The following is a 12,305-nucleotide window of genomic DNA, read 5'->3' on the forward strand; positions in this document are numbered from 1 at the left end:
GACTTGTCATATATCAGTCCTTTAGAACGATTTCACGGTCTTTATACTAGCTTAACAACGTGTTTTATTGCCAATTCAATATGAATGATGTAGCTAAGCTTGATACGCGCTAAGCTAAAACCACAATTCGTATAAATAGAATAAGAAATTAAACGCAACTGGAATGCAGGTTGCCACTATAACGCCCAAACAAAAAGCCTTGTTGACTCGACCCTTAATGTATTTTTCAGTTCGCGTTTGTTCAATTGACTTTATGATGTCATCTAACGATTCTGAGTTTTCAGCTTGCCTGTTAATCTTGAATTTATAGTTGTCGATAGAAGCGCAGTATTGCTTGTGCTGCTTTAAGAATGCTCGAAGATAGTCTTGGCTAATGCCAGTTTCAAGCGAGAGTGAAATCAACCCACAACCATTTTCACCATGAGAGGCGAGGGTAGTTACTATTGTCCGAGTTTTAGTTTCCATCCAATTCCTTCCATGTAATTCCCTTCACCACTGATTGTGTTCAATTCACTAACCAAGCTTCAAAATAGTCGCTTTGCAAATTAGCAGTCAACTGCATAAAGGCTGTTTATTTTGACGTGTACTTTATTTCTGTTTCGCAACTAAGTGAAAAACCAAATTGTCTGCGTCGACTTTGCCTTTTAGGCCTCCAATTAATTCAGAGCGCTCTAAGCGAGTAACATGGTATTTATCAGCATAAAGTGTATCGACCATACGTTCATTAACACTAAACGGTGGGCCTGCCATTATACTTTGATCATATTCAAACGAGATAATTAGTTGCGTGGCATTATTTGTGATTTGGGCTAAATGAGAGGCATATTGCGCTCTTAGGGTATCAGGAAGGGCTACTAGGGCGGCTCTATCGTATATGGCAGATACATCGCCGATGTCTTGTGAATTGAGTTTAAAAATGTCACCAACGAATACAGTTAGGGTATCTTTCGAATAAATCTTACCCTTGGGCGTAGTAGTGATATTCGGTGACACACCCAGTTCTTCAAAAAGCTGTTCAATCGCTAATTCACTCAATTCGGCGCCGACTACCTCAGCCCCTTGAGACAACAGCCAACTGATATCCCTAGTTTTGCCACATAACGGTACAAATATTCGCGGTATTTTTGAAGTGTCCGGCTCTAGTAACTTTTCTGCATATTTAACGAGTAGCGCATTGCCTTTGGGCTCGTGAAATCCAATTTCATTTTTTTGCCATTTGCTGTGCCAAAAACTATGTTCCATATGTGCCCCTTAGAAAGTAGGTTTTAATGCAGAATATAAAGTCTTTTAAAGTGAGAGCAAAAGAAAAAGGTAGCAAAAACAATCCGCTACCTTTGAGATTTTTCTTAGTTATCGAGTGGGGTATTAAAGTCTTCAGACAGTTCAAAATCACCTTCTACCGTGGTGACTTTGTTATCAACAAAGTTGATGATCATCTGCTTTTGAAAATCTTCGCCGCGCTTTTTCATGCCGCGCTTCATATCGTAAACGTAATACCATGTATCGTCGTCAAACGAGTCTTGAACAACCGGGTTGCCTAAAACGTAAATAACCTGTTCTTTTGTCATGCCAACGCGTAGTTTCTCTACATCCCTTTGGTCAAGGAAGTTACCCTGAGGTACGTCAATTCGATAAATCCAGTTAGAGCAAGCGGTTGTGGTAAGAGTGATGCTAAGAATTACTAATAGGTGTTGCAACTTCATGCGTTATTGTGTCCAGTATTGCCTTTGTTCGTGCCTGTCCTTAATAAAGTTAAAAACAGGCTGTTTTATTGCAAGCGCGAAAGCATGCTACATTGACAACTATGACCAATCAACTGCATTTTAGTTCGATGCAGCGCTTTTAAGTAGTTCTTTTGCATTAGCAAGTGCAGATTTGGTTATTTTATCACCTGCTAGTAAGCGTGCTAACTCATCAATTCTGTCTTGTTTGGTAAGTGCAAGCATTTGTGTTTCAGTACTTTCCCCATCGGTGAGTTTGGTGACAAAAAGCTGATTATGCGCCTGCGCTGCAACTTGAGGTAAATGAGTAACACACATAACTTGAGATTGCTTACCTAATTTGCGCAGTAGGCCACCAACAATTGATGCCGTCGGCCCACTAATACCCGTATCTACTTCATCGAATATCATAGTTGGAGTGGCATCATTATCGCTAGCAATAACCTGGATAGCTAAGCCGATACGAGATAACTCTCCACCTGACACCACTTTCTCAAGCTTATCAGCGTCTTGGCCTGGGTTTGTCGACACTTTAAATTCAACGGTATCTAAACCTGTGCTGATTGGCTTTCTAAGTTCATCATAATTAACGTCTATGCATACCCTAGCGTGAGGCATGTTCATTTGCTGTATTTGATCTTCAATGTCACTAGATAGCTTAGCTGCGGCAACAATTCGACTTTCTGATAGATGTTTAGTCGTTGTTAAATATGTTTTTCTTGCATCTTCCACCTCAGACTCTAACGTGCCAAGCAGTGACTCTTGCTCACCAAGTAAACGGAATTCGCCCGCTAACTCTTGATGGTGTCTATATAAGTCTTCAGGCATTACTGAATGCTTTCTGGCAAGTTCCATCGCTTTTGCATAACGGGCTTCAACGTGTTGTAAACGCAATGGATCAATCTCTAATTGGTCACAATAGCTGCGAAGTTCACCCGCTGCTTCTTCTACTTGAATGGCAGCATCGTTTAGCATCGCGATAATAGGGGTTAACGTTGCATCATGTGCTTCGAGTTCGCCCAAACGCTCAATGCTGTTTTGAATCACCGATAGCGCGTTGCCTTCATCACTTTCATACAAGTTGTAAACACTCGTTTGTGCTTGCTCCAGCAAGCTCTGTCCATTACTTAGGCGTTTATGCTCTACTTCTAATTCTTCAAACTCACCGTCTTCTATTGCGAATTCGTCAAGCTCTTGAACTTGATACGTGAGTAGTTGAAGGCGATCCTCACGTTGCTGCGCTTGGGCCTGTAAGTCACTCAGTGTTTTCTGTTTATCACGCCATAAATTATAGGCACGTTTTACGGCTTCAAGTAGAGTAGGGTGCCTAGCGTAGCTATCAATTAAATGGCGCTGGTGATCTTCTTTTAGTAGCTGCAGGTGCGTATTTTGTCCGTGAATGGCTAACAAGTACTGTCCCAACCCCTTCAGTTGTTGTAGCGAAGCAGGCACGCCATTGATAAAGGCTTTGGAACGCCCTTCTTTTGAAATTACACGTCGAATAAAGCATGCGTTGTCGTCTTCATCAGACGTGAGTTCATGTTCATCTAAAAATGCTTTCGCTTTTACATTATCATCTAGTGAAAAGTGCGCGATGATCTCTGCTTTTGCCGTACCTTTTCTTACCGCATTGGCATCAGCACGCTCGCCTAAACACAGGCTCAGTGCATCAATTGCAATAGACTTACCCGCACCTGTTTCACCAGTAATAGCGGTAAGTCCATTTTCTAACTGAACCGATAATTGTTTAACAACTGCAAAATTTGAAATAGAAAGATGCGCTAACATAACCACACTCGAAAAAGTTGAACATGATGATTTATACAGTACTTGTAAATATATACAGTATTTTTTCTGTGTAAAGAGAAGAGTGTGTATGAAGACGTTAGTGAAGGGCTAACCTTATGATTATAAAGTGTTTATTTTTCTCATGGTGATGTAAGTACGTTGACTCAAATCACTGTATATCAAACGTAAAAAAAGAGAGGCAAAGCCTCTCTTTATTACCATAAATTGTAATAATTACTGCAGCTCGCCGCTGCCAGATTCAATGTGCGCGCGCACGAACCACTGAAATTGCTCAAGGTCAGCTAATTGACCTGTGATCATATCTTCTGATACTGCATCGAGGTCACCGAGAGTTTCAATCGCACTGCGGTGGTCGCCATTAACGCCAGCATAAACCGCATCGAGTGCTTTTAGGTGATCCATTACTAAGCCTTTACCAATGTTGTAGTCGTCCCAAGTACGACCTTCAACAATGGCCTTAGGGGTTCCCTTAGGTACTCCACCTAGGGTTGCGATACGCTCTGCAATGGTATCTGTCATGTCACGTACGGCGTCAACCTGAGGGTCTAACATCTCGTGTACGCCAATAAAGTTTGGACCAACGACATTCCAGTGAATATGTTTTAGTGTTAGTTGTAGGTCGAGTAAGGCCACTAAACGCTTCTCCAATACCTCAATGGTTTTTGCAGCGGCGTCGTTATCCATTCCGGGTGCCGTAAATTTGATATTGGTCGTGCTCATGATATCTCCTGATTATCTAGTGCAAAAAAATAGATGCTTTCTAGCGCTTCTTGAAAAACGTAATAAGAGTGGTGCAACGGCCATGCCGAACTCAGGAGAAACGGTAAGCGCTAGATTTATATGAGAAAAAATGAAATTATTAAAAAATCTTTATTTTTCAAAAGGCTAACATTAAGAAAAACCTACACACACGTGTAATAAGTGCAGGAATTATTGAACGAGGTAATCAGGTAACGAGGCACGCTTAGTAAAGCTTACTGCCCCAACCTAACTTTTTACGTAATACGTTAAAATAGCTGTAGCCTTTTGGATGGACCAAATGTAGCTTGTCAGCGCTTTTGTTTATTCGAATTTCATCACCGGGTAGTACGGGTAAAACGATATGACTATCGCAGCTTACCTGAAGTGAATCGCTGTTAACCTTAGAGACTTTCATCGACACTTGGCTATCGGCATCCACCACAATAGGGCGGCTACTTAGCGTGTGAGGAAACATGGGTACTAATGTTAATGCGTCTAGTTTGGGCATAATGATAGGCCCCCCGGCAGACAGGGAATAGGCAGTCGACCCGGTAGGCGTGGCAACGATAAGTCCATCGCTTCGCTGGCTGAATACAAACTGGTCATCAATGTATATCTCAAACTCCATCATGTGCGCTACTTTGCCATGGTGAAGGACGACTTCGTTTACTGCCGAATTATTGCTTTTGAGCTTTTCGTGACGGTAGACCTCTACCTCAAGTAAAAAGCGCTCCTCGACCACGCACTCGCCGGTAAATAGTAATTCGAGTTGCTGTGTGATTTCATCAGGATGAATATCTGTTAAAAAACCAAGGTTACCGCGATTTACCCCCACAACGTGAATATCAAATCGCGCTAATACACGCGCTGCGCCAAGCATACTGCCATCACCGCCAACAACGACCGCTAAATCAGCTTCTTTGCCGATGGTAACAAGATTGCAGCTTCGAAAATTATCGGTTTCTAACTCTTCAGCAATACTTTCTTCAACTAGCAATTCACAGCCTTTGGCCAGTAAATAGTCAGCAAGAATATTCAAGCTATCGTGAGTAGCAGCGTGTTGAGGTTTTCCAATTAAAGCAACGGTTTGATAGGGCATGGAACGCTAATGTCCTTTCATTTCCAATGAGTTGGACATTAGCACAGGTATTTTGCAAAAGGAAAGCGTTAAAGTGTTATTGGGTCACCTAAAGTAACCTGTTTAACGATCTTCTAAGCGGTTGTAATCTAACAAGCCACCCTCTATGGGGTAGTGGCGTTCTGACCACTGCAAAAGTGTATCGCTAAATGCCCAGAAATTTGGATTAGTGCGACGCATGCCCACTTTATCTAGCAATGCTTCGTAGTCTTCCTCGCTTTCCATTTGACGTAGTAGTGTGAGTGTTTGCTCAACCTCAGAGGCATTCAGTTGCCAAAATGCATCTGGATAGCTTCCCAAAAAACCATGCACTAATGTTAAGGAGTCGTTTGCTACATCTCGGTTTTCCTCTTCTTCAAACAAACTATTGACGTTAAAGTGGGCGCTGTTTCGCAAAATAGTATACACGTCAATATTGTCCGGTTTTTCGTCGTCTCTTATCATCAAAATAGTGGTTTCAGGCAATATCGTGGCCTGCTTGGCAGGCAAGTCGTTAATTGATGAAAGAATATTGTGTTTTTGTTGGTTCAACACGGCAGGTGCTAAGCGCTCTGGTTGCGGCTGTACGTGTGCTAAATGTTCTGCGAGCATAGTGTAGAGTTCTTTTTGCGGTGTTGATGAAGAGTAAGTAATACCGCTTTGTTGGTCAAAGCTATTAATGTCACCTTCGAGGTAGTCTGTAAGCTCTTTGCTCGAATTTTGATACCACTTGGCCAACAGCGTCTTACGAGTATCTGGGGGGAGTAAGTTCAAGAAATTTGACTCGCCTTCCATACGAAGAAAATCCATATAAAGCCGTGTCATTAGTTGATGACCGTAGTTGCCGTAAACATCAAAGCCTGCTACCAGCAAATAGTGAATTCGTTCAAGAAGTGCGTAGTCAATCACCCAAGCCGTTTTCGGCGCAGTGCCAACCATGCCTTTTACAACAGTAGCATTGTCAAAATGCCTAAATACCGTAAGCGTCGCATTCGTGTTATCACCATCGCCTGCCCAAATACTGTCGATATTTAAGTGCTCACCTTGCTTAAATGTATTGCTAAGAAATTTATTTCGCGCCCGCATGTAATCGCCTTGGCGCTCTGCGTATTTTACCCAATTGACCGCCAATGCAGTGCTGTCTTTTTCTGCCGGTAGATGCAGGTTGTGTTGTTGCGAAGAGTAAAACGCATTGACGTCATCGGCGGCAGCTACATCTGGCTCGACAAAAAACACCCAAAATCGGTCATTGATTACGTTTAATGCGACTTGTCCTCGGCACACTGGCCCTTTGATGTAACCCATAATGGTATTTTGAGCGCGCTCAAGCATAAAGCGGTAGCGGCTTTTAACGGGTAAATCAGTAAAAGCGGTAAGCGGGTTCGCTGCTACCTCCGGCTTATAAGAAGGAAGCGCAGGCACATCGAAGTCGGCATCTACAAACCACGTGTTCCATTTCGCCATAAGGTCATCGTTTATGGCGTAGGGTTGGTGCGTTTTACTAACGATAGTGGAGTGTACGCTTTGTAAACGGTAATACACACGTTCAGCGCCAGGTTCGTCAAATGGGCGTCTTGTTGCAATTACGTCAATAGCACTGCCTGGCGGTGTCCGCGAACGCACCAAATTAAAAAACTGTGGTGTTTCGCTTGATTGGTTATCTGAAGCATTTTCAAAGTAAAGATGTGAAGTAAACAAATGTTCATAAATATAACGAGCAGAAAGTTGCGCTTTGTTGCCCTCTGCATTTATCCATTGTTCAAATTCGGCCACAGATTTGCGCTGCGCCTCGTTTAGGTTTGGTTGTTTCGGCATTGGTGCGCCATGATGCAACCACTGTAATAAGGTTGTATGTTCCTTATCATTTAGCCCAGGTAATGCGTAAGGCATACCACCCATAGGCTGCTTGGCAATATAGCTGTCCATTTCATCTATAGTAGGGCATTGTTGAGCGCGATTGAGGCTAATATCAAATCCTTCGCCCAAATGCGTTGAAGTGGGTTGTGGATGCTGGCGCTTAAGTAACAACATTTGCGCTAGTACCGACGTTTGTGTGGGGGCGGAAGTATCATCATTTGTTGGTAAAACATCAAAAAAGTCGCGCTCACGCCACTCATCGATAGTGTGCGCGTCTAAAAAGAGTCGATTGGGCGTTGCCGCAGTCAGCCGAGTGCCTTCATAAACTTTTTCTTTATTGGCTCCCCGTGACACGCCTTCCGGTGAGGTCATTTTTAGCTGACAGGGCGCGTCATAACATGCATGGCAAACCACACAGCGTTTGGTAAGTACAGGGTTTACTTGTTGGGTAAAAAAGTGTTCGGGAAGTGGCTGTGAAAATGACGTATTTTGCGCCGGGCTGAGCAGTTGGGCATCGGGCTTAATCCATTGCCAAATCAAAACCGCCACTGCCAGTACCGCGAGTACAACTACGGTTTTTACCAAATTACTCATCAGACGTATCCTTACTTAAATCTTACTTCACACTATCACTATCTTTTAGTGATAGCGTAAATAAATTGTTGTTATTGTACTTGTTACGGTAGCCAGTCGGTTTTCGATTTGTATTAGCGTATGCATTATTACGCTTTGTATGGGCTACACTAAATGACCTAATAGGCACAAGGAGCAATCATGTCATATCAAATTATCTTGCCAAGGTTTATGCACATAGGGAAGGGCGCCAGCGAGCGTATTGTAGATACACTTACAAGCCTTCAATGCAGCAAACCATTACTGGTTACTGACCACGTCATGGTTGAATTGGGGTACGCTGCCAAGATGGCCGCTTATCTGGCAGAACGCGATATTCACATGGATATTTTTTCAGACACGGTGCCAGAGCCTACGGTTTCTTCTATTCGCGCCGGCGTGGATATTGTGCGCGAGGGGGATTACGATTGTATTGTCGCGCTTGGTGGTGGCAGCCCCATTGATAGTGCTAAAGCCATTGCTATATTGGGTAAATTCGGCGGACAAATGCGCGATTACAAGTTTCCCAAGGTTACTGATGATGCTGGGTTACCGATTATTGCCGTGCCTACCACAGCTGGTACCGGCTCTGAAGTCACCCGCTTTACCATAATTACTGATGATGAGACCAGTGAGAAAATGTTATGCGTAGGGCGCGGCTTTATGCCGACAGCGGCCTTGGTGGATTATTCCTTAACCCTAAGCTTGCCCCGGCGCGTGACCGCCGATACTGGCATTGATGCGTTAACCCATGCCATTGAGGCTTATGTCAGTCGAAAGGCAAATTTATACAGCGATGCGCAAGCATTGTCAGCAATGGCGTTAATCGCACCTAATTTGCGTATGGTGTTTGCCGACCCTAGCAATGAGCGTGCACGAGAATCGATGATGTTAGGGTCAACCTTGGCGGGTATCGCATTTTCTAACGCGTCGGTTGCTTTAGTGCACGGTATGAGCCGTCCAATTGGCGCCGCATTTCATGTGCCTCACGGTCTATCCAATGCCATGTTACTGCCCTCTGTCACGGCTTTTTCTATTCCTAGTGCAAAAGTGCGATACGCACAATGTGCTCGCGCCATGGGGGTAGCAACGCAATCTGACAGTGATGAATTGGCTAATGACAAGCTGCTTAATGAATTGCGGGCCTTGAATCTTGATCTGCAGGTGCCTACACCTGCTGATTTTGGGATTGATAAAGCCACGTTTATGGCGATGACTACCACCATGGCAGAACAAGCATTGGCTTCAGGCTCGCCGGGTAATAACCCGAGAATTCCAACTATCGATGAGATGGTAGAGCTTTATGGTGCACTGTGGGAGTAAGTACACCATAAAACCTAGAATTAACTATCGTGCAGTCCAGCCGCCATCTAATATCATGGTTTGACCCGTTATATTACGCGCACTGTTTGACATTAAAAATAATGCGGTATCGGCCAATTCCTCAAGGCTAATAAACTGCTTCTTAGGCATTGGTTCCAGCATTATTTTATTGATAACTTCGTCTTTCGTTAGGTTATTTTCTTTGGCTTGCGCAGCAATTTGTTGCTCAACCAAAGGTGTTTTGACATAGGCAGGGCACAGTGTGTTTATGGTGACATCACAATCGCCAGTTTCAAGCGCAACGGTTTTAGCAAAACCTAGCAAACCGTGCTTCGCTGCGACGTAAGCCGATTTATAGGGCGAAGCAACAACCGAATGGATAGAGCCGACATTAATGATGCGACCGAAGTTTTGAGCTCGCATGCTAGGCAAGAACGCCTGTGTGAGTAATGCGGGGCCAACCAACATGATATTGATAAGTTGTTGCCATTTGTCGGCAGGGAAATCTTCAAGTCGAGACACATGCTGAATGCCGGCGTTGTTAACAAGCACATCTACTGAAAGCTTTCCAAGTACTTCCGGTAATGCTGAGACCTGTTGCGCATTACACACGTCCACCGCCACTGCACTTGCAGAGCCGCCATGATGACCTGAATCGTGGGCAAGTTTTGCCGCGGCTTCTTGGGCTGCCTGTTCATTGATGTCTGCGATGATGACGTGATGCCCTTGTTGCACCATAGCGTTTGCCATACCAAAACCGATGCCGCTAGCTCCACCAGTGATAAATACCGTACGCTTAGTCATTGGCTACTCCATCTGTATTAGTTTGATTTACAGAGGCTGAAAGTGATTGCAGCATTTGCGTTACCGCTATTATTTGTGCCCCTTCTTTGTTGGCATAATCGGAAGAAGAGTAACCCCACCAGTCCCAGCAACCTTGCGGGTTTAACGGCATAAAGAGTGATTTTTTAGTTTGCGGATAAAGCACAACAATATTGTTGCCATCCGCCCATTCGTTGATGCCTGTTTGTGTTGTGTATGCGTCGCCTACCGCATCGGCATACTGGTTGCAGCCGTGAAAGCTGATGTGCGCGCGGCATGCTTGTCCCTTTGCGCAGCTTTCTGGAACATAGACAAAGCCTTCGCTTGCTAGTGTCTTAGCGTTGCTGCCAGCAATTTTTTGCTGATCAATAGTGTGCAATTTACCGCTAAGCGCCTTATCTGGTGCGTTAAGTCCGTCTATTAAGTGATTAAGCATGTCGCCAGCGGCATCGTAATCGCAATTACCAATAAAAGGGCTTTCTGCTTTCATACAGTTAACGCCTGTTGATACGGTAGGAAATACGTGAGCCATAGGCTTATCGTTAATGTATTTGATATTTGAAGTGTCTGTCCACGATGTGTATTGCTGATGCAGTAAGTTGCTGACCTCTGCGATCACTCTGGTGTCTTGCGTACCATGAAACAGCCAAACTTTGGCGTTTTTGAGATGACTCAGTGAATCAATTTTGCCTGCCGCTTCATATTGCAAAGCAGTCTCGTCTAGCGCACTTAAATCAATATTGCCTTCAACCTTATTGACGCATTGTGCGAGGGCTGTAGTTATATCGCCTTTTGCACAGAAGTAAGGGCCTGCGGCAAGGACCCCCACACCTTTTACCCAACTGCTATGAGCCAAATGAAATTGTGTCGCCATATAGCCCCCTGATGAGAGCCCTGACACTGTGACATTGCTCACGTCCAGCGATAAAGCAGGTACAGGATCTGTGCTTTTTATTTCTTGTGCCCACGTACAGGTGGAAACAAATAGCCCAAGCGCACTGACGCTAGCAGTTAGCATTTTGAACCTTGTTGTCATGGTTATTCCTTTTCTAAAAATGATTTTATTGCGTCGGCCTGTGCTTCGATGTTTGCTACACCTTCCAGGTGTCCTAAATTTCCACCTAACGTGCGATAGGTACTGCTGTGTTCCATTTGTGTTAATTGCTGATACGCGTTGTCAGCTAAATATGGCATTAGGAGCAAATCAGACGTTGATGGAATAAATAGTGTTTTCGCTTTTATTGTTTTTAAGCCTTCCTGAAGCGATTGTTGATGACCTGCTACAAACAGCTGGCAGGCTCTTACTAAATATAAAAGGTGATTCGCGTCCATGTTTTTACTTCTATCGTAAGCACGTTCTCGAAGCCACTTGACGATAGAATGGTCGTCGGTAATGTCGTTCAGCGGGTTTTGTTCAATATTGTGAAAATCTATTGCATTGCCTTGTTGATTAAAAAAGTCTGGTGTCAGCGCGTTTTGCGTAATGAGCATCAACGATGCAGCAAGGCCATCGCGAGGCGGGGTATTACCGTAATAGTTGCCGTTGTTAAAGTGTCTGTCCAACTTTATCGGGGTAGCCCAATGTTCAAGAAATGCAGTTGTCCAAGCATCACTCTCGCCCGCGCCAATGACCGAAATCATTCTATCAACCCAATCAGGATAGGCACTTGCCCAGTCGATGGCTTGCATTGAGCCCATAGAAGGTCCAACGACAGCGTGAAGCTTGCTCACGCCAAGGCTCTCGAGCAATGCCTTTTGAATGTTTACAAAATCTCTGATAGTCACTACCGGAAACGAAAGGCCATAGGGTTTACCTGTCTCTGGATTAATACTCGCAGGGCCAGTAGTAACCACATTGCTGTCAAACGCATTCAAATTAGCAAGGGTATCAACACTCACCACATAGAACTTGTTGGTATCAATTGCTTTGCCCGGCCCTATAATAGAGTCCCAGTAGCCCGGTGCGCTATCATGTGGGCTGTATTTACCCGCAGCGTGTGAGCTCCCTGAGAAATAATGGGTAATCAGAACCACATTATCTTTGTTTTTCGATAATTTCCCATACGCTTCCCAGCCTACTTTTACTTGCTTGATTTCCTTTTTACCGAAGGTCGTGAAGCTATCTAGTGTGAAAACCTGCTTTTCAACCAGCATATGGCCATTACGGCTTGCTACTGTTGAGTTGTCCGCAGTCGTTGCATGCGCGAACTGAACACAAAAGCCAAACATTACGAACACACAGAAAGCGTTTACTGAAAACCGTAATTCTGATGTGTTGCAAAAACGCATTATCATGTCGATGT

General features: G+C 44.2%; 11 protein-coding genes. 1 reads left to right on the forward strand and 10 read right to left on the reverse strand.

Going from position 1 to position 12,305, the window contains the following annotated elements:
- Positions 1 to 114: 114 nt before the first annotated feature.
- From OZ660_RS07150 to OZ660_RS07180, 7 genes are all read right to left on the reverse strand, one after another.
- Positions 115 to 465, reverse strand: a complete 351-nt coding sequence (locus OZ660_RS07150) for a hypothetical protein (RefSeq protein ID WP_202264761.1) — start codon at positions 463 to 465, stop codon at positions 115 to 117.
- A 123-nt stretch (positions 466 to 588) separates the two neighbouring features.
- Positions 589 to 1,242, reverse strand: a complete 654-nt coding sequence (tmpT, locus tag OZ660_RS07155) for a thiopurine S-methyltransferase (RefSeq protein ID WP_274743018.1) — start codon at positions 1,240 to 1,242, stop codon at positions 589 to 591.
- Between the two features lie 104 nt (positions 1,243 to 1,346).
- The gene (locus OZ660_RS07160) at positions 1,347 to 1,703 is read right to left on the reverse strand and encodes an outer membrane protein assembly factor BamE (RefSeq protein WP_202264764.1); all 357 of its coding nucleotides are present in this window, start codon (positions 1,701 to 1,703) and stop codon (positions 1,347 to 1,349) included.
- 120 nt (positions 1,704 to 1,823) lie between these two features.
- Positions 1,824 to 3,509 carry a DNA repair protein RecN gene (recN, locus tag OZ660_RS07165; protein WP_274743019.1) on the reverse strand — a complete coding sequence of 562 codons (1,686 nt, stop codon included), beginning with the start codon at positions 3,507 to 3,509 and terminating at the stop codon, positions 1,824 to 1,826.
- 234 nt (positions 3,510 to 3,743) lie between these two features.
- Positions 3,744 to 4,250, reverse strand: coding sequence for a DNA starvation/stationary phase protection protein Dps (gene dps, locus OZ660_RS07170; RefSeq protein WP_202264768.1), 507 nt, complete (start codon positions 4,248 to 4,250; stop codon positions 3,744 to 3,746).
- Between the two features lie 244 nt (positions 4,251 to 4,494).
- Complete coding sequence (gene nadK / locus OZ660_RS07175) at positions 4,495 to 5,370, reverse strand: NAD(+) kinase (RefSeq protein ID WP_202264770.1); 876 nt, start codon at positions 5,368 to 5,370, stop codon at positions 4,495 to 4,497.
- Between the two features lie 102 nt (positions 5,371 to 5,472).
- Entirely contained in the window at positions 5,473 to 7,839 is a 2,367-nt protein-coding gene (locus OZ660_RS07180; RefSeq protein WP_274743020.1) for a fatty acid cis/trans isomerase, read from the reverse strand.
- A gap of 180 nt (positions 7,840 to 8,019) precedes the next feature.
- On the opposite strand from OZ660_RS07180, the gene OZ660_RS07185 reads away from it, so the two are divergent.
- Positions 8,020 to 9,180 carry an iron-containing alcohol dehydrogenase gene (locus OZ660_RS07185; protein WP_274743021.1) on the forward strand — a complete coding sequence of 387 codons (1,161 nt, stop codon included), beginning with the start codon at positions 8,020 to 8,022 and terminating at the stop codon, positions 9,178 to 9,180.
- Between the two features lie 24 nt (positions 9,181 to 9,204).
- On the opposite strand, the gene OZ660_RS07190 is transcribed toward OZ660_RS07185, so the two are convergent.
- The 3 genes from OZ660_RS07190 to OZ660_RS07200 are packed head-to-tail and all read right to left on the reverse strand — an operon-like array spanning position 9,205 to position 12,297.
- Positions 9,205 to 9,984 carry a 3-hydroxybutyrate dehydrogenase gene (locus OZ660_RS07190; protein ID WP_274743022.1) on the reverse strand — a complete coding sequence of 260 codons (780 nt, stop codon included), beginning with the start codon at positions 9,982 to 9,984 and terminating at the stop codon, positions 9,205 to 9,207.
- Positions 9,977 to 11,044 (reverse strand): extracellular catalytic domain type 2 short-chain-length polyhydroxyalkanoate depolymerase, encoded by a 1,068-nt coding sequence (locus tag OZ660_RS07195; RefSeq protein WP_446698975.1) that lies wholly within the window; start codon positions 11,042 to 11,044, stop codon positions 9,977 to 9,979. Before OZ660_RS07195 ends, OZ660_RS07190 begins: the two co-directional genes overlap by 8 nt.
- Complete coding sequence (locus OZ660_RS07200) at positions 11,041 to 12,297, reverse strand: E22 family MetX-like putative esterase (RefSeq protein ID WP_446698955.1); 1,257 nt, start codon at positions 12,295 to 12,297, stop codon at positions 11,041 to 11,043. The genes OZ660_RS07195 and OZ660_RS07200 overlap by 4 nt, the downstream gene beginning before the upstream one ends.
- Between the last annotated feature and the right edge of the window lie 8 nt (positions 12,298 to 12,305).

The sequence above is a fragment of the Alteromonas sp. 009811495 genome (assembly GCF_028865455.1).
GTDB lineage: Bacteria > Pseudomonadota > Gammaproteobacteria > Enterobacterales > Alteromonadaceae > Alteromonas.

Excerpts from the sequence above, each read along its gene's own strand:
- OZ660_RS07150 (WP_202264761.1), bottom strand. The coding sequence starts at position 465 with ATGGAAACTAAAACTCGGACAATAGTAACTACCCTCGCCTCTCATGGT.
- tmpT (WP_274743018.1), bottom strand. The coding sequence starts at position 1,242 with ATGGAACATAGTTTTTGGCACAGCAAATGGCAAAAAAATGAAATTGGA.
- OZ660_RS07160 (WP_202264764.1), bottom strand. The coding sequence starts at position 1,703 with ATGAAGTTGCAACACCTATTAGTAATTCTTAGCATCACTCTTACCACA.
- recN (WP_274743019.1), bottom strand. The coding sequence starts at position 3,509 with ATGTTAGCGCATCTTTCTATTTCAAATTTTGCAGTTGTTAAACAATTA.
- dps (WP_202264768.1), bottom strand. The coding sequence starts at position 4,250 with ATGAGCACGACCAATATCAAATTTACGGCACCCGGAATGGATAACGAC.
- nadK (WP_202264770.1), bottom strand. The coding sequence starts at position 5,370 with ATGCCCTATCAAACCGTTGCTTTAATTGGAAAACCTCAACACGCTGCT.
- OZ660_RS07180 (WP_274743020.1), bottom strand. The coding sequence starts at position 7,839 with ATGAGTAATTTGGTAAAAACCGTAGTTGTACTCGCGGTACTGGCAGTG.
- OZ660_RS07185 (WP_274743021.1), top strand. The coding sequence starts at position 8,020 with ATGTCATATCAAATTATCTTGCCAAGGTTTATGCACATAGGGAAGGGC.
- OZ660_RS07190 (WP_274743022.1), bottom strand. The coding sequence starts at position 9,984 with ATGACTAAGCGTACGGTATTTATCACTGGTGGAGCTAGCGGCATCGGT.
- OZ660_RS07200 (WP_446698955.1), bottom strand. The coding sequence starts at position 12,297 with ATGATAATGCGTTTTTGCAACACATCAGAATTACGGTTTTCAGTAAAC.